The organism is Nocardioides sp. JCM 18998 (assembly GCF_055391535.1).
The window spans coordinates 2,466,425-2,480,715 of record NZ_AP043886.1 but is presented as its reverse complement, the minus strand read 5'-3'; the positions used below and the strand labels follow the sequence as shown (position 1 = coordinate 2,480,715).

At 70.5% G+C, this 14,291-nt stretch carries 19 protein-coding genes; 6 read left to right on the top strand and 13 right to left on the bottom strand.

Annotated features, from left to right (window positions below):
- Positions 1 to 28: 28 nt before the first annotated feature.
- Positions 29 to 778, bottom strand: a complete 750-nt coding sequence (locus tag ACZ5L9_RS11645) for an SDR family oxidoreductase (RefSeq protein ID WP_464527816.1) — start codon at positions 776 to 778, stop codon at positions 29 to 31.
- A 135-nt stretch (positions 779 to 913) separates the two neighbouring features.
- Here ACZ5L9_RS11645 and ACZ5L9_RS11640 point away from each other — a divergent pair, with 135 nt between their 5' ends.
- Positions 914 to 1,525, top strand: a complete 612-nt coding sequence (locus ACZ5L9_RS11640) for a TetR/AcrR family transcriptional regulator (protein WP_464527814.1) — start codon at positions 914 to 916, stop codon at positions 1,523 to 1,525.
- A 385-nt stretch (positions 1,526 to 1,910) separates the two neighbouring features.
- The gene (locus ACZ5L9_RS11635; protein ID WP_464527812.1) at positions 1,911 to 2,201 is read left to right on the top strand and encodes a GIY-YIG nuclease family protein; all 291 of its coding nucleotides are present in this window, start codon (positions 1,911 to 1,913) and stop codon (positions 2,199 to 2,201) included.
- A gap of 79 nt (positions 2,202 to 2,280) precedes the next feature.
- On the opposite strand, the gene ACZ5L9_RS11630 is transcribed toward ACZ5L9_RS11635, so the two are convergent.
- The 5 genes from ACZ5L9_RS11630 to clpS all read right to left on the bottom strand — a co-directional run bounded on the left by ACZ5L9_RS11630 (position 2,281) and on the right by clpS (position 5,064).
- Entirely contained in the window at positions 2,281 to 3,255 is a 975-nt protein-coding gene (locus tag ACZ5L9_RS11630; protein WP_464527810.1) for a PLP-dependent cysteine synthase family protein, read from the bottom strand.
- Positions 3,256 to 3,298: 43 nt separating this feature from the next.
- A complete protein-coding gene (locus tag ACZ5L9_RS11625) occupies positions 3,299 to 3,592 on the bottom strand; it encodes a MoaD/ThiS family protein (protein WP_464527808.1) in 294 nt (97 codons plus the stop codon).
- A 41-nt stretch (positions 3,593 to 3,633) separates the two neighbouring features.
- Entirely contained in the window at positions 3,634 to 4,059 is a 426-nt protein-coding gene (locus ACZ5L9_RS11620; protein WP_464527806.1) for a M67 family metallopeptidase, read from the bottom strand.
- Positions 4,060 to 4,161: 102 nt separating this feature from the next.
- On the bottom strand, positions 4,162 to 4,752 hold the full coding sequence (locus tag ACZ5L9_RS11615; RefSeq protein ID WP_464527804.1) for a DUF2017 domain-containing protein: 591 nt from the start codon (positions 4,750 to 4,752) through the stop codon (positions 4,162 to 4,164).
- Between the two features lie 18 nt (positions 4,753 to 4,770).
- On the bottom strand, positions 4,771 to 5,064 hold the full coding sequence (gene clpS / locus ACZ5L9_RS11610) for an ATP-dependent Clp protease adapter ClpS (protein ID WP_464527803.1): 294 nt from the start codon (positions 5,062 to 5,064) through the stop codon (positions 4,771 to 4,773).
- Between the two features lie 84 nt (positions 5,065 to 5,148).
- Between clpS and ACZ5L9_RS11605 the strand changes: the two genes are divergently transcribed.
- The gene (locus ACZ5L9_RS11605) at positions 5,149 to 6,411 is read left to right on the top strand and encodes a nicotinate phosphoribosyltransferase (RefSeq protein WP_464536853.1); all 1,263 of its coding nucleotides are present in this window, start codon (positions 5,149 to 5,151) and stop codon (positions 6,409 to 6,411) included.
- A 16-nt stretch (positions 6,412 to 6,427) separates the two neighbouring features.
- Here the strand turns inward: ACZ5L9_RS11605 and ACZ5L9_RS11600 are convergent, their stop codons facing one another.
- Both ACZ5L9_RS11600 and ACZ5L9_RS11595 read right to left on the bottom strand, forming a co-directional pair.
- Positions 6,428 to 6,634: a putative signal transducing protein gene (locus ACZ5L9_RS11600; RefSeq protein ID WP_464527801.1), complete on the bottom strand. Its 207-nt coding sequence runs from the start codon at positions 6,632 to 6,634 to the stop codon at positions 6,428 to 6,430.
- Positions 6,634 to 7,209, bottom strand: coding sequence for a nicotinamidase (locus tag ACZ5L9_RS11595; RefSeq protein WP_464527800.1), 576 nt, complete (start codon positions 7,207 to 7,209; stop codon positions 6,634 to 6,636). Before ACZ5L9_RS11595 ends, ACZ5L9_RS11600 begins: the two co-directional genes overlap by 1 nt.
- Before the next feature lie 71 nt (positions 7,210 to 7,280).
- On the opposite strand from ACZ5L9_RS11595, the gene ACZ5L9_RS11590 reads away from it, so the two are divergent.
- A complete protein-coding gene (locus ACZ5L9_RS11590) occupies positions 7,281 to 7,682 on the top strand; it encodes a MarR family winged helix-turn-helix transcriptional regulator (RefSeq protein WP_464527798.1) in 402 nt (133 codons plus the stop codon).
- Entirely contained in the window at positions 7,679 to 8,965 is a 1,287-nt protein-coding gene (locus ACZ5L9_RS11585) for an MFS transporter (RefSeq protein WP_464527797.1), read from the top strand. The genes ACZ5L9_RS11590 and ACZ5L9_RS11585 overlap by 4 nt, the downstream gene beginning before the upstream one ends.
- A 91-nt stretch (positions 8,966 to 9,056) precedes the next feature.
- Here the strand turns inward: ACZ5L9_RS11585 and ACZ5L9_RS11580 are convergent, their stop codons facing one another.
- Genes ACZ5L9_RS11580 through ACZ5L9_RS11565 form a run of 4 tightly spaced genes read right to left on the bottom strand, consistent with a single transcriptional unit; the run spans position 9,057 to position 12,262 of the window.
- Positions 9,057 to 10,853 carry a DEAD/DEAH box helicase gene (locus tag ACZ5L9_RS11580; RefSeq protein ID WP_464527795.1) on the bottom strand — a complete coding sequence of 599 codons (1,797 nt, stop codon included), beginning with the start codon at positions 10,851 to 10,853 and terminating at the stop codon, positions 9,057 to 9,059.
- On the bottom strand, positions 10,850 to 11,122 hold the full coding sequence (locus ACZ5L9_RS11575) for a DUF3039 domain-containing protein (RefSeq protein ID WP_464527793.1): 273 nt from the start codon (positions 11,120 to 11,122) through the stop codon (positions 10,850 to 10,852). Before ACZ5L9_RS11575 ends, ACZ5L9_RS11580 begins: the two co-directional genes overlap by 4 nt.
- A gap of 22 nt (positions 11,123 to 11,144) precedes the next feature.
- Positions 11,145 to 11,699, bottom strand: a complete 555-nt coding sequence (locus tag ACZ5L9_RS11570) for a YqgE/AlgH family protein (RefSeq protein ID WP_464527791.1) — start codon at positions 11,697 to 11,699, stop codon at positions 11,145 to 11,147.
- 44 nt (positions 11,700 to 11,743) lie between these two features.
- Positions 11,744 to 12,262 carry a hypothetical protein gene (locus tag ACZ5L9_RS11565; RefSeq protein ID WP_464527790.1) on the bottom strand — a complete coding sequence of 173 codons (519 nt, stop codon included), beginning with the start codon at positions 12,260 to 12,262 and terminating at the stop codon, positions 11,744 to 11,746.
- Positions 12,263 to 12,420: 158 nt separating this feature from the next.
- Between ACZ5L9_RS11565 and ACZ5L9_RS11560 the strand changes: the two genes are divergently transcribed.
- Positions 12,421 to 13,131 (top strand): TetR/AcrR family transcriptional regulator, encoded by a 711-nt coding sequence (locus ACZ5L9_RS11560; RefSeq protein ID WP_464527788.1) that lies wholly within the window; start codon positions 12,421 to 12,423, stop codon positions 13,129 to 13,131.
- Between the two features lie 18 nt (positions 13,132 to 13,149).
- On the opposite strand, the gene ACZ5L9_RS11555 is transcribed toward ACZ5L9_RS11560, so the two are convergent.
- Positions 13,150 to 14,205 (bottom strand): DUF3048 domain-containing protein, encoded by a 1,056-nt coding sequence (locus ACZ5L9_RS11555; protein WP_464527786.1) that lies wholly within the window; start codon positions 14,203 to 14,205, stop codon positions 13,150 to 13,152.
- Between the last annotated feature and the right edge of the window lie 86 nt (positions 14,206 to 14,291).

Sequence of the window (14,291 nt, the reverse complement as noted above, 5' to 3'; positions counted from 1 at the left end):
TGTCTCCTTGGTGTCGGCTCGGAGTCTGTCAGATCTGGCTCGCGCCGCCGTCGACGTACAGCTCGGCGCCGGTGAGGTAGGAGCTCGCGTCGGAGGCGAGGAAGAGCACCGCGTCCGCGATCTCCTCGGTGGTGCCCAGCCGGCCCATCGGCACCCCGGCAGCGAGTCCCTCGAACAGCTGGTCGGCCGCAGCCGCGTCCGGGGCCAGGCCGCTGAGGCCGGGCGTCCCGACCGGCCCGGGCGCGACGCTGTTGACCCGGATCCCACGCCCGGTCAGCTCGGCGGCCCAGCTCCGGGTGAAGGAGCGCAGGGCGGCCTTCGATGCGGCGTACACGCTGAATGCGGGCACGCCCTTCACGTCGATGTTGGAGCTCGTGATGACGATGGCCGCACCCGGGTTGAGCAGCGGGAGCGTCTTCTGCACGGTGAACAGGGTGCCGCCGACGTTGGCGTTGAAGGTGTCGGCGTAGTGCTGCCAGGTGATGTCCTCGAGCGCGCCGAACTCGCCACCGCCGGCGTTCGCGAAGACGACATCGAGACCGTGACCCAGCTCCTGCACGGCATCGACCACCCGGTCGAGGTCAGCGAGATCCGCGACGTCGCCACGTACGCCGGTCGCGCCGGCGCCGATCTCGGCCACCGCCCTGTCGAGGGCCTCCTGGCGGCGTCCGGTCACCACGACCCGAGCCCCCTCTTCGGCGAATCGACGCGCCGCCGCCAGGCCGATGCCCGACGTTCCGCCCGTTACCAGGACCGTCTTGTTCTCGAAGCGTGCCATGACCTTCTCCTCACGTCCGGGCGAGGATCCCCTCGCCACTATTTTGTATCGTGCGGTACATAAGTCGGATGGGCGACGATCCATTCCCGGCGCGGCGGATTTCTGTACCGTTCAGTCAGGAGAGGCGGAGATGCAATGACGACCGAGCGAGCACCGCGGGGGCGACCGCGGACCTTCGACGCCGACGAGGCGCTCGACAAGGCCGTCGAGGTGTTCTGGCGCCTGGGCTACGAGGGCGCCTCCCTGACAGCGCTGACCGATGCGATGGGGATCAACCGGCCGAGCCTCTACGCGGCCTTCGGCGACAAGGAGTCGCTCTTCCGCCGGGCGGTTGCCCGATACGCCGAGGTCGACATGTCCTATGCGCGCGCGGCGCTGGAGCAGCCGACGGCCTATGCGGTCGTGGAGCAGTTCCTGCACGACAACGTGGACGCCCTCACGCGCCCCGACCGCCCCCATGGCTGCCTGTCGGTGCAGGGCGGACTCGCCACCGGCTCCGACGACGGGAGGGTCTCAGCGTTCCTGGCGCAGAGCAGGCTCGCCGGTGAGCAGGCGCTGGCCGAGCGACTCGCGCGAGCGGTGGTCGACGGCGACCTGCCGGGCGACACCGACACCATCGCCATGGCGAGGTTCGTGATGGCGCTCAGCGAGGGCCACGCGGTCCACGCAGCCGCGGGCGTCGGGCGCGATGCCCTGCACGCGTCGGTGGACGTGGCACTCCGCGCGATCCCGCGCGCCGCGGGCTGAGCCGCCGTACGCCGACCCGCACGAACCCCTTACGGCCGCCGAGCCCGTCGAGGCGCCCCTCTCGACGACACCACGCCTCTCGCGGACGCCGAGCCCGTCGAGGCGCCCCTCCGACCACACCACGCCTCTCGCGGACGCCGAGCCCGTCGAGGCGCCCCTCCGACCACACCGCACCTCGACAAGCTCGGCGAACGTCACGAACCCCTTACGGCCGCCAACCCCCTGCGGCCTCCGAGCCCGTCGAGGCACACCCCCGACCACACCGCACCTCGACAAGCTCGGCGAACGTCACGAACCCCTTACGGCCGCCGAGCCTGTCGAGGCGTATCCACAGATTCTCGGATCCGGGTACCGCCAGCCCCCGTGACCGCCCATGCTCGAATGCATGGCACACACCTACATGCTGGAGTGCTCCGACGGCACGTTGTATGTCGGCAGCACCACCGATCTGGAGCTGCGCCTACGTCAGCACAGCGACGGCGCCGGCGCGCGCTACACCGCGATGCGGCGACCCGTTCACCTGATCTGGAGCGCCGAGTTCGAGCCCGTCCGCGACGCCTACCTGCTGGAGAAGAGGCTGCAGGGCTGGAGCCACGCGAAGAAACGGGCGTTCATCGAGGGCCGGCTCGGCGATCTACCGGCTCTGTCACACAACAGCGCGAAGAAACGCAGCTGACGCCTCGACAAGCTCGGTGACCGTCAGGCGCCTCGACAAGCTCGGCGACCGTCAGGCGCCTCGACAAGCTCGGCGACCGTCAGGCCCAGAGCTGGCCTTCGAGGCCTTCCTCGGCCTCGTCGATCGTGCCCTCGTACGCGCCGGTGGAGAGGTACTTCCAGCCGCCGTCGGCGACGACGAACGCGATGTCGGCGGACTCCCCCGTCTTGACGCATTTGGCGGCCTGGCCGAGGGCGGCGTGCAGGATCGCACCGGTGGAGATGCCGGCGAAGATGCCCTCGAACTCCAGCAGCTCGCGCACGCGTCGGACGGCGTCGCGTGGGCCGACCGAGAAGCGCGAGTCGATGAGGGAGGCGTCGTAGAGCTCGGGGACGAACCCCTCGTCGAGGTTGCGCAGGCCGTAGACGAGCTCACCGTAGCGCGGCTCGGCGGCGATGATCCGGGTGTCCGGCTTGGCCTTGCGGAAGTACCGGGACACGCCCATCAGAGTGCCGGTGGTGCCCAGGCCCGCGACGAAGTGGGTGATCGACGGGAGGTCGGCCAGCAGCTCAGGCCCGGTGCCCTCCTCGTGGGCGAGCGCGTTGGCGGCGTTGCCGTACTGGTAGAGCATCACCCAGTCGGGGTGCTCGGCGGCGAGTCGCTTCGCCACCCGTACGGCCTCGTTGGACCCGCCTGCGGCGGGCGAGGAGACGATCTCGGCGCCCCACATCCGCAGCAGCTGGCGCCGCTCCTCGGAGGTGTTCTCCGGCATCACGCAGACGATGCGGTAGCCCTTGAGCTTGGCCGCCATCGCGAGCGAGATGCCGGTGTTGCCGGAGGTGGGCTCCAGGATCGTGCAGGCAGGACGCAGCGTGCCGTCCTTCTCGGCCTGCTCGATCATCTTCAGGGCCGGACGGTCCTTGATCGAGCCGGTCGGGTTGCGGTCCTCGAGCTTGGCCCACAGCCGGACGGCGGGGCCGTCCGGGTTGGTGCCGCCGACCATCTCCGACAGCCTGGGCAGCCCGACGAGCGGCGTACCGCCGACCGAGCTGATCAGGTTGTCGTAGCGCGTCATCGAGATCGAGTCTGTCGTTGTTCGTCGCCGTCGGCGGAGCCGATCAGCGGGCTCCGCCCGCGACGGCCGGGAGGATGACCACGTTGTCGCCGTCCTTGAGCTCGGCCTCGAGACCGCCGATGAAGCGGACGTCCTCGTCGTTGATGTAGACGTTGACGAAGCGGCGCAGGTCGCCGTTGTCGATGAGGCGGTCCTTGATGCCGGTGTGGTTGGCCTCGAGGTCGTCGATGAGCGCGGACAGAGTCGTGGCGCCGTCGCCTGCACTGTTGCTCTGGACGGCCTTCTCGCCGCCCGTGTAGGTGCGCAGGATGGTCGGGATGCGGACCTCGATGGCCATGTCTTACTCCTTGGTTCTGTTGCTGAAGGCTCGGGGTGGGATCAAAGACTCGCGACGACGGTGACCGGCTCCTCGGTCACCTCGCCGTCGACGATCCGATAGGAACGAAACTCCACGGGGCCCTCGTTATTCCCGTGCTCGCGCGTGCTGACCAGCACGTAGTGCGCGTTGGGCTCGCTCGCCAGGCCGATGTCGGTGCGACTCGGGTAGGCCTCGGTGGCGGTGTGCGAGTGGTAGACGACCACCGGCTCCTCGTCGCGATCGTCCATCTCCTTGTAGAGCTGGAAGAGGTCGGTGGAGTCGAACTCGTAGAACGTCGGGCTTCCGGCGGCGTTGACCATCTCGACGAACCGCGCCGGGCGATCGCTGCCCTCGGGGCCGGCGACGATGCCGCACGCCTCGTCGGGGTGGTCACGCTTCGCGTGGGCGACGATGGCGTCGTACGTCGCCTGGTCGATGGTCAGCACGGGCCAAGCCTAGGCCGTCGATCGCCCCGCCCTTGACATGCCCGGGTCCCGGACAGTGAGACACCTCACGGTGGCCGCACGGCCGCCCGTCGCGCCTGCGGGTCAGGCCGCGCGGGTGAGCGACTCGACCAGGGTCTCCTGGAGGTAGCCGAGCCATTGGTAGATGCCGTACACCTGCCCGTGCGGGTCCTCGTCGTCCATCGAGTCCCAGCGGTCCTCGTCGTCCTCCTCGATCCCGAGCCGCGTGGCCAGGGCGAGACGCAGATCGGTGAGGGAGCGCATCCACGTCTCTGCCTCGGCGCGCGAGAGCTCGACGTCGATCATCAGCCCGTCCTCCTCGAGCTCGGGCGGCAGCCCCGCCTCCTCGAGGGCCTCCACGATCGCCGTGGCACCGGCGGTCTTGCCCTCGCGCAGCGTGCCCTCGGTGAAGCGGCGGAACTCCCCCGCGGCCTCCTCGTCGTGCTGGTACGCGGTCGGGAAGAGCCGGGCCAGCACGGGGTCGTCGGGCGCGGTGGTCGGGCCGGAGAAGTCCAGCAGCGCCTCGAGCGGGTCGATCGCCTGCTGCGGGAGCGCCGACTCGTCGTGCAGCAGCTCGATCAGCTGGGCCGCGAGCGAGCGCAGCAGGTCGGCCTCGAAGCCGGTGAACGTCGCGGCGATCTGCTTGCCTCGCCGCTGGTAGGAGAAACCGGTCATGGACATCTCACCCCCGCTTCACTGCTGCTTCTCCAGCGTCGCCCAGAGGCCGTACCCGTGCATCGCCTGGACGTCGCGCTCCATCTCCTCGCGGGAGCCGGAGCTCACCGCGGAGCGGCCGTCGTTGTGGACCTCCATCATCAGCTTCTCGGCCTTCTTCTTCTCGTAGCCGAAGTAGGTCCGAAAGACGTAGCTCACGTACGACATGAGGTTGACCGGATCGTTCCAGACGATGGTCACCCACGGCGTGGACGCGAGGGTCAGGTCATCGGTGACGGGCTCGTCGAGTTCGACTGGGCTCGGCGCAGACATATGGCCCATCGTGCCACGATCAGTCCCGTGGCCTCTCCCCGACTCCCCAGCACCGCGCTCCTGACGGATCACTACGAGCTGACGATGCTCGAGGCCGCGCTCGCGGCCGGGACCGCCCGCCGGCGCGCGGTCTTCGAGCTCTTCCCGCGGCGTCTGCCCGAGGGTCGCCGATACGGCGTCGTCGCCGGGGTCGGCCGGGCGCTGGACGCGCTGGAGGCGTTCCGGTTCGGGCCCGAGGAGCTGGCGGCACTGGAGGGCGTGGTCGACGACGCGACGCTGACCTGGCTGGCCTCCTACCGCTTCTCCGGGGACATCTGGGGCTATGCCGAGGGCGAGGTCTACTTCCCGCACTCGCCGCTCCTGATCGTGGAGGGCACCTTCGCGGACGCGGTCCTGCTCGAGACGCTGCTGCTGTCGATCTACAACCATGACAGCGCGATCGCCTCGGCGGCCTCCCGGATGACGCTCGCGGCAGCCGGCCGCCCCTGCATCGAGATGGGGTCGCGCCGCACCCACGAGGCCGCCGCCGTGGCCTCGGCCCGCGCCGCCTACATCGCAGGGTTCACCGCGACCTCGAACCTGGCCGCGCGCGCCACGTACGGGGTGCCCTCGACCGGCACCTCCGCGCACGCGTTCACCCTGTTGCACGACACCGAGCGCGACGCCTTCACCGCGCAGGTGCGCTCGCTCGGCACCGGGACCACCCTGCTCGTCGACACGTACGACATCGCCGAGGCGGTGCGGGTGGCGATCGAGGTGGCCGGGCCAGGCCTGGGCGCGGTCCGGCTCGACTCCGGAGACCTGAGCGTGCTGGCCGTGCAGGTCCGCGATCAGCTCGACTCCCTCGGCGCGCACGACACCCGGATCATCGTGACGTCGGACCTGGACGAGTTCGCGATCGCCTCGCTCGCGGTGGCACCGGTGGACGGCTACGGGGTCGGCACCCAGCTGGTCACCGGCTCGGGCCACCCGACCTGCGGCTTCGTCTACAAGCTGGTCTCCCGCGAGGGGTCAGACGGCGCGATGGTGCCGGTGGCGAAGAAGAGCGCCGACAAGGTCTCCATCGGCGGCCGGAAGTACGCCCTGCGACGCCGCTCGGCCGCCGGCGTCGCCGAGGCCGAGGTGATCGGCATCGGCACGCCACCCGTCGACGACCCTTCGACAGGCTCAGGACGGCGCGGAGACGACCGCACGCTGCTGGTGCCGCTGGTCCGTGCTGGCGAGATCGTCGGCCACGAGCCGCTCGCCGCTGCCCGCGACCGCCACCGGGCGGCCCTCGCCGAGCTGCCGATCCCGGTCCAGTCGATGATGAAGGGCGAGCCGGCGATCCCCACGATCTTCGTCTGAGCGCGGCTGGGGCCGGTCAGACGAGATCGGCGTCGACCAGGATCTGACGGGCCTCGGCGATGCGGTCCTCGGCGACCAGGATCCGCGGCAGGATCACGGGCAGGGCGCCCTGCAGGTTCACCACCCCACGGTCGGCGATCTGGTACGGGATCCCCGCGTCCCGCAGCAGTGCCTCGACGAACGACGTGAGCGCCGGGTCGCCGGTCCGGATGAGCTCGGCCATCAGGCGAGCTCGATCCCGGCCGCGGCCATCTCGGCGAGGGCCCGCTCGGTCGTGTCCGGCGCGACCCCGGCCACGAGGGCGGTGAGGACACGGGTGTCGAAGCCGGCGCGCCGGGCATCGAGCGCGGTGGCCCGTACGCAGTGGTCGGTGGCCAGCCCACAGACGTCGACCTCGGTGATCCGGTGGGCCCGGAGCCACGTCTCGAGGCCCTCGCCGGAGGCCTCCGCGCCCTCGAAGCCGGAGTACGCCGCCCGGTGCTCTCCCTTGCGGAAGATCGCGTCGAACGGCTCGGGGTCGAGGTTGGGGTGGAACGCCTCGCCGTCGCTGCCGGCCACGCAGTGCGCCGGCCAGCTGTCCACGTAGTCCGGCGGGTCGCCGAAGTGCCCACCCGGATCGACGTGGTGGTCCTTGGTCGCCACCACCCGGTCGTAGCTCGCAGCGCCCGGCAGCCCGGCGCTGCGTGCGCGCAGCACCTCGGCGATCGCATGGGCGACCTGCGCCCCGCCGGCGACGGGCAACGAGCCGCCCTCGCAGAAGTCGTTCTGCACATCGACCACGATCAGCGCGCGAGCCATGCCGCCAGCCTAGTGCCGCTCGTATGCCTACCCCTCGACATGTGCATAGGTTAGGTATATAGTTTCTCTATGTGACTGATGCGACCATGGAGCTCGTCCTCCTCGCCGGCAAGCTGGTCCGCCAGCTGCGCCGCGACGTCAACATGCCGGCCTCCTACCGCGTCCTGGCCTCGCTCGACGATCTCGGCACGGCCGGGATCAGCCAGCTCGCCGCCGCCGACCGCGTCTCGCAGCCGACGATGAGCAACCAGGTCGCCGCGCTCGTGCAGGAGGGGTACGTCGCCAAGACGCCGCACCCGACCGACGCGCGGGCGCAGGTGCTGAGCCTGACCGAGAGCGGCCGGGCGTACCTGCAGGAGAGCCGCGATCACATCACCGAGACGGTCCGCGGCCGGCTCCGGTCACACTCCGAGGCCGACGTCGCGATCGCGATCGCCGTGCTCACCAGCCTCACCGAGAAAGGAATCGCGTGAACTCCCCCGCAACCACCACGAGTGAGCCCCAGGGCTCGCTCCTCCAGCAGCCTCGAGCCGTCTGGGCCGTCGCCTTCGCGTGTGTCGTCTCGTTCATGGGTCTCGGCCTGGTCGACCCGATCCTCACCGCGATCGCCAAGGACCTGCACGCCTCCTCGGGCGACGTCTCGCTCCTCTTCACGTCCTACCTCGTGGTCACCGCCGTCGCGATGCTGGTGACGGGGTACGTCTCCAGCCGGATCGGCGTGAAGTGGACCCTGATCAGCGGCCTCGCGATCATCGTGGTCTTCTCCGCCGCCGGCGGCCTGATGAACAGCGTCGGCGGCATCGTCGTCGCCCGGGCCTTCTGGGGACTGGGCAACGCACTCTTCATCGCGACCTCGCTCGCGACGATCGTCAGCCTGACCAAGGGCTCGCTCAAGCAGGCCATCCTGCTCTACGAGTCGGCGCTCGGCATCGGCATCGGGCTCGGCCCGATCGTCGGCGGCCAGCTCGGCCAGCACATCGGCTGGCGCGGACCGTTCTTCGGCGTCGCCGTGCTGATGGCGATCGGCCTGCTCGCCACCCTGTTCTTCCTGCCGCAGACCCCGAAGCCGGAGACCAAGACCTCGATCGCCGACCCGATCAAGGCGCTCCGGTACCCCGGCCTGCTGGTGGTCTCGATCGCGGCGCTGTTCTACAACTACGGCTTCTTCGCCCTCATGTCGGTGGCGCCGTACCCCCTGCAGCTCGGCTCGACGCACTTCGATGCCGCCCAGATCGGCTGGGTCTTCTTCGGCTGGGGCCTGGCGCTGGCGTTCACGTCGATCTGGGGCGCGGGCTGGATCGAGAAGGCGGTCGGCACGTTCGGTGCCATCGTGATCGCGATGCTCGGCTTCGCCGCCTGCCTGGCGCTGATGGGCGTCTTCGCTCCCGACAACGCGGCCGCCGCGACGACCGGCCAGCCGTGGGGCATCGTGGTCTGCGTCGTGGTCGCCGGCTTCTTCCTCGGCATCACCAACACGGTGCTGACCACCCTGGTGATGGGTGCCGCGCCGGTGCCGCGGCCGGTGGCCTCGGCGGCGTACTCCTTCGTGCGCTTCTTCGGCGGCGCCGTCGGCGCGTACGTCTCGGGCAAGGTCGCCGAGCACAGCTTCCAGGGTGCGTTCTGGCTCGGTGCCGGCATCGTCGCCGTCGCGCTGCTCGTGCTCGTGGTCTTCCGCCGCTTCGTCACCATCGCGCCCGCCCCCGTGCACGGGTCGGTCGAGGAGGCGGAGATCCTCGAGACCGCCGACGTCGACTGACCCGACCCCGAATCGCCGAGTCGGCGCATCTTCACTCTGAAGATGCGCCGACTCGGCGCGTATCTCACGACAAGTCGCGCCGAGTCGCGGGTCAGGAGCTCTTGCGCTGGCTGGCCCACTCCCGGACCCGCTCGATGCGGGAGCGGAGCTGGTCGGCGGTGGCGACCGCCGCGGCGGGGCCGCCGCACTCGCGGCGCAGCGCCGCGTGGGTGATGCCGTGCGCCTGCCCGGTCCGGTGGTGCCAGGCGGCGACCAGGCCGTTGAGCTCGCGCCGCAGGACGGCGAGCTGCTCGTGGGTCGAGGTCTCGGCGAGCCCCTCGGCGGCCGCGCGACGGCGCGCCTCCTCGAGGTGGTCGCCGCGGGCCTGCTGCTGCTTGGCACGGTCGCTCTGTCGCTGCTGGAGCAGCTGACGCATCTGGTCCGGCTCGAGCAGGCCGGGGATGCCGAGGAAGTCCATCTCCTCCTCGGACCCGACGTGCACCTCGCCGGCGTGGCCGAACTCGCCTCCGTCGAACAGCACGCGGTCGAAGCGGGCCTCGGATCCGAGCGCCTCCCACGGGCCCTTGGCCTCGTCCGCCGAGGCCTGCTCGGTGGCGTTGGCCGCCGCCATCAGGGCGTCCTCGGGAGCGAACATGTCGCCGTCCTCGCGCTCCTTCTTCTTGAGTACGTGGTCGCGGGCGACCTCCATCTCGGCGGCGAAGCCGAGGAGGTTGGGCACCGACGGCAGGAAGACCGAGGCCGTCTCGCCACGGGTACGCGCACGCACGAAGCGGCCGATGGCCTGGGCGAAGAAGAGCGGGGTCGAGATGGTGGTGGCATAGACGCCGACCGCGAGCCGCGGCACGTCGACGCCCTCGGAGACCATCCTGACCGCGACCATCCAGCGCTGGTCGCTGTCGGCGTAGGCAGCGATCTTCTTCGAGCCGTCCTTCTCGTCCGAGAGGACGATCGTCGGCAGCTCGCCGGTGATCTCCTTGAGCGTCTTGGCGTACGCCCGCGCGGAGTCCTGGTCGGTCGCGATCACCAGCGCGCCGGCGTCCGGCACGTGACGCCGGACCTCGCTCAGCCGCTTGTCGGCGGCCTCGAGGACGGCGGGCATCCACGACCCCTTCGGGTCGAGCGCGGTGCGCAGGGCCTGTTGGGTGAGGTCCTTGGTGAGCGGCTCGCCCAGGTGCGCGGCGATCTCGTCGCCGGCGCTCGTGCGCCACGTCATCTGGCCGGAGTAGGCCATGAAGAGGACGGGACGCACGACGTGGTCGGCGAGCGCCTCGGCGTAGCCATAGGTGTAGTCGGCTCGCGAGGTGAGGGGGCGCGCGGGATCCGATTCGTCCGGCGCGTAGGTGACGAACGGGATCGGGTTGATGTCGGAGCGGAACGGCGTACCGGTCAGGCACAGCCGCCGGGTGGCGTCCTCGAACGCCTCACGGACGCCCTCGCCCCACGACAGGGCGTCGCCGGCGTGGTGGACCTCGTCGAGGATGACGAGGGTCTTCCAACGGTCGGCACGGATCCGCATCGCGTTCGGGTTGACGCCGACACCGGCGTACGTGACGGCGACCCCCAGGAACTCGGCGGACGTCCTGCCCTGGCCGGCGGAGTAGTTGGGGTCGATCGGGATGCCCGCGCGACCGGCCGCCTCGGCCCACTGGGTCTTGAGGTGCTCGGTCGGCGCCACGATGATCACCCGGTCGACGATCCGCCGTCCGAGCAGCTCGGAGGCGACGGTCAGCGCGAAGGTCGTCTTGCCGGCGCCCGGGGTCGCGACCGCGAGGAAGTCGCGGGGTTGCTCGTCGATGTACTTCTGCATGGCCGCCGCCTGCCAGGCGCGCAGCGACGGCGCCGTACCCCAGGCAGCCTTGTTGGGGTAGGCCGGACTCAGATTGTTCACGCGTCACCCTCGGGAGTCATGGACTCCCAGATCTCCTTGCAGTCAGGGCAGACGGGGAACTTCGTGCCATCCCGGCTGGGCACCCAGACCTTGCCGCACAGGGCGACGACGGGCGTGCCCATCACCATCGCCTCGGTCAGCTTCTCCTTCTCGACATAGTGCGAGTAGCGGTCGTGGTCGCCCTCCTCGGTCGGGATCGTCTCCTCGCGCTCCCCCACCCGCTCTTTGAGAGCGGTGTCCGTGCCCGTGCTGCTGAAGCCGAATCCCATGGCGCCGAGTCTACGGGGACTCTCAGTTGTCGCGGGGGTCGGCGGGCCGGGTCGACTGCCAGGCCAGCTCCCCCGGCTGGCGGCGCAGCACGTCGCTCCACAGCGTGTCCACCGAGGGACGGAAGACGTCCTCGCGCAGCGCCGGCACGACGTGCCAGCTGCCCTCCGCGATCTCGCCTGCGAGCTGGTCGGCGCCCCAGCCGGCGTACCCGGCGAAGATCCGCAGCCCGCTCAGCGAGCCCTCCACCAGCGCCCGGGGCGTGTCGAGGTCGAGCAGGCCGAGTCGCCCGTGCACGGGCTGGAAGCCGACCGGGACGTCGGCCTCGTCACGGAGGAGACCGACGGCGAGCGCCGCCTCGGTGCGGACCGGGCCGCCCTCGAAGAGGACCGTCGGCTCGACGACACCGTCCACCCAGGACTCGAGCACGTCGCCGATCTGGACCCCGGTCGGACGGTTCAGCACCACGCCGACGGCGCCCTCGCCGTCGACGTCGACCACCAGGACGACCGTACGCACGAAGTTGGGGTCGCCCAGCTCGGCGGTGGCGACGAGGAGGTGACCGGGCGCGATCTCCATGACGGCATCATCGCACCGCGAGCCTCCGGAGGCCCGGGCCGCCCTCAGGCGGCGAGCGCCGAGCGCAACCGACCGAGGAGCGTCGGCCGCTCCACGACGATCGGAGCCGGGACGTACGCGGCCCGTGCCTCCTCCGCGATCCGAGCGCCCGCCGGGACCGCGAGCTCGTCGGCATAGGAGCCCATGCCGGCCATGACGGCGAGCAGCAGGTGCTCCTTCGAGGTCGCCTTGCTCATCGCCAGAGCCATCCGGGCGTCGGTCGGCGCCGCACGGTAGCCGTCGAGGATCGTGCGGACGCCAGGCATCTCGTCGGCGGTGGCGTGCCAGCCGGCGATCGCGGCGGCGTGCAGGTCCATCGGCTGCTCGGCGAGCAGGCGCTCGAGGTTGCCCGCGAGGCGGGTGTGCCACTTGAGCTGCAGGGTGGTGAGCAGGTCGAACTCGTCGTCGAACCTCTCCGTGACGCCCTCGACGTCCATCGGGAGGCGCCCGTCCCGTCGCCGGTCGGCGGTCGCGATGACGTCGGCGAGGATCTCCCCGCGGGAGTGGTAGCTGTTCCAGGTCATGGTCGGCCCCCATCGCTAGTCGACTCACATACCGTGAGTACGTAACGACAGTACGAGCCATACCGACGGTATGCCAGCCGGGACGCGCGTGATCATGGCCACGCCACCGGCCGCCTCGCATACCGCCCGCATGATTAAGTTGCCCGGTGGCGAAGTCCGTGAGCAAGCTCGTGCCGAAGGTCCCCTCCCTGCCGACCGTTCCGGGCGTGAGCCGCCGTCAGCAGTACTCCGCCTCGACCAAGAAGGCCCTGCTGGAGGTCGCCACCGAGCTGTTCGCCGAGAACGGCTACGCCGGCGCCTCGCTCGACGCGATCGTGGCCGGCGCGAAGGTCACCAAGGGCGCGCTCTACCACCACTTCAGCGGCAAGCAGGCACTCTTCGACGCCGTCTTCGTCGAGGTGCAGAGCGCCTCCACGCGGGTGATCCGCCAGCAGATCAAGGGGGTCAGGGACCCCTGGGAGCGGGCCATCATCGGGCTGCGCGCGTTCATGACCGCGGTCCAGGACCCCGCGTACCGGCGCATCGTCATCCAGGACGGCCCGGCCGTCCTGGGCCACGAGCGCTACCGCGAGCAGGAGGAGCGCTCGGCGTTCACCGTGGTCGAGGAGATCGTCGCTACGGTCCTCGCCGCCGCGGGCCAGGTCGTGGACGAGGCGATGCGCACGACGTTCGCCCGGATCTTCTTCGGCGCCCTCTCCTCGGTCGGCGACAGCGTTGCCGAGGCCGAGGACCGGGCCGCCGCGGCGCGCCGGGTCGAGGAGGCGATGAGCTTCATCCTCGCCGGAATGCAGGCCCTCTCCGCCCAGGGCGTGCGCCTGAGCGGAGAGGACGAGGTCAGCGCCGAGGAGCCGGGCCGCTCCGAGGAGTGACCCGGCCTCGGCGGTGGCTCACTTGGTCCAGCTGACCGAGCCGGCCTGGACCGACTCGCCGCCCTCGGGGACGAGCGCCAGCCACACGTGGCCGGCAGGGATCTTGATGGCGGTGCCGTCCTTCGCGGTGAAGGTCGGCAGGCCCTCGACGCCGTCCTTGCTCCACGTCCCCTTGACGAACTGGCCGTCGTGGAAGATCACGGCCTTGCCCTTGCCCTCGAAGTGGGTGACCGGGACGGGGTTGCCGGCCGGGTCGCGATAGGGGGCGATGCTCGTCTTCACGCTCAGCGCGATGACGGTGTCCGGGTTGAAGGTGCTGGCCGGGTCCATGTAGCTGTTCTGGAGGACGTACTTGCCGGAGGTGTACTTCCACACGTCGTCGCTGCCGGACTGGTTGCTGATGCGGGTGTTGACGGTGGTCGCCTTGCCCTGGCCGTGCCAGTCGGCGTCGCTGCCCCACTCGAAGAAGTCCTGCGGGCGGATCGCGGCCTTCTGCTGCGAGCTCTTGGCCAGGCCCTGCAGGTTGGCCTCGACGCTGTGCAGGGTGTCGTGCGTGCCATCGAGGTCGCGCTTGACGTTGTCGTTGTTCATGTCGATGAACTTCACGCCGGCCTTGTCCAGGCCCTGGAGCGTGACCGGGGCGGCACCGGAGGTGACCAGCTTCGCGTCGAGCGGCTTGGCGACACCGATGTCGGTGAGGCGCATCGAGCGGATCGGGCCGGCCTTCTCCGGGAGCTTGGAGTAGAAGAAGACGGCGAGGCGGGTGATGCCGCCCTCGACCAGCTCCTGGGTGACCATGTCGGCCTGGCCGATGCCGTACTGCGGCTTGCTGTCGTACGTGTTGTCGATCTTGGCGATGTAGACCGAGTGCTTGGTCGCGGCCGCGCCGTCGGCGGCCGGGAGGCCGGTGAGCGGCCAGGTGCTCGGGACCTTCGGCGTGGCCGGGGCGGACGCGGCGGCGGGGGTGGTGTCACCGCTGCTGCTCTCCTTGCTGCCGCCACCGCAGCCGGTCAGCACGACGCTGCCCAGGGCGAGGGGGACGATGGCGCGCACGAGGGTGCGGGAAGGGCGCATGGGAGAACTCCAACTGTTTCGAAACCGGGAATGCATCACCAGTGTCACCGATGGACCACCCAGGTGACGAAGGCGCGCCCGCACCC

Excerpts from the sequence above, each read along its gene's own strand:
- ACZ5L9_RS11555 (WP_464527786.1), bottom strand. The coding sequence starts at position 14,205 with ATGCGCCCTTCCCGCACCCTCGTGCGCGCCATCGTCCCCCTCGCCCTG.
- clpS (WP_464527803.1), bottom strand. The coding sequence starts at position 5,064 with ATGTCTGCGCCGAGCCCAGTCGAACTCGACGAGCCCGTCACCGATGAC.
- ACZ5L9_RS11600 (WP_464527801.1), bottom strand. The coding sequence starts at position 6,634 with ATGGCCGAGCTCATCCGGACCGGCGACCCGGCGCTCACGTCGTTCGTC.
- ACZ5L9_RS11635 (WP_464527812.1), top strand. The coding sequence starts at position 1,911 with ATGGCACACACCTACATGCTGGAGTGCTCCGACGGCACGTTGTATGTC.
- ACZ5L9_RS11570 (WP_464527791.1), bottom strand. The coding sequence starts at position 11,699 with ATGGAGATCGCGCCCGGTCACCTCCTCGTCGCCACCGCCGAGCTGGGC.
- ACZ5L9_RS11595 (WP_464527800.1), bottom strand. The coding sequence starts at position 7,209 with ATGGCTCGCGCGCTGATCGTGGTCGATGTGCAGAACGACTTCTGCGAG.
- ACZ5L9_RS11645 (WP_464527816.1), bottom strand. The coding sequence starts at position 778 with ATGGCACGCTTCGAGAACAAGACGGTCCTGGTAACGGGCGGAACGTCG.
- ACZ5L9_RS11565 (WP_464527790.1), bottom strand. The coding sequence starts at position 12,262 with ATGACCTGGAACAGCTACCACTCCCGCGGGGAGATCCTCGCCGACGTC.
- ACZ5L9_RS11615 (WP_464527804.1), bottom strand. The coding sequence starts at position 4,752 with ATGACCGGTTTCTCCTACCAGCGGCGAGGCAAGCAGATCGCCGCGACG.
- ACZ5L9_RS11640 (WP_464527814.1), top strand. The coding sequence starts at position 914 with ATGACGACCGAGCGAGCACCGCGGGGGCGACCGCGGACCTTCGACGCC.
- ACZ5L9_RS11625 (WP_464527808.1), bottom strand. The coding sequence starts at position 3,592 with ATGGCCATCGAGGTCCGCATCCCGACCATCCTGCGCACCTACACGGGC.
- ACZ5L9_RS11575 (WP_464527793.1), bottom strand. The coding sequence starts at position 11,122 with ATGGGATTCGGCTTCAGCAGCACGGGCACGGACACCGCTCTCAAAGAG.
- ACZ5L9_RS11605 (WP_464536853.1), top strand. The coding sequence starts at position 5,149 with ATGCTCGAGGCCGCGCTCGCGGCCGGGACCGCCCGCCGGCGCGCGGTC.
- ACZ5L9_RS11630 (WP_464527810.1), bottom strand. The coding sequence starts at position 3,255 with ATGACGCGCTACGACAACCTGATCAGCTCGGTCGGCGGTACGCCGCTC.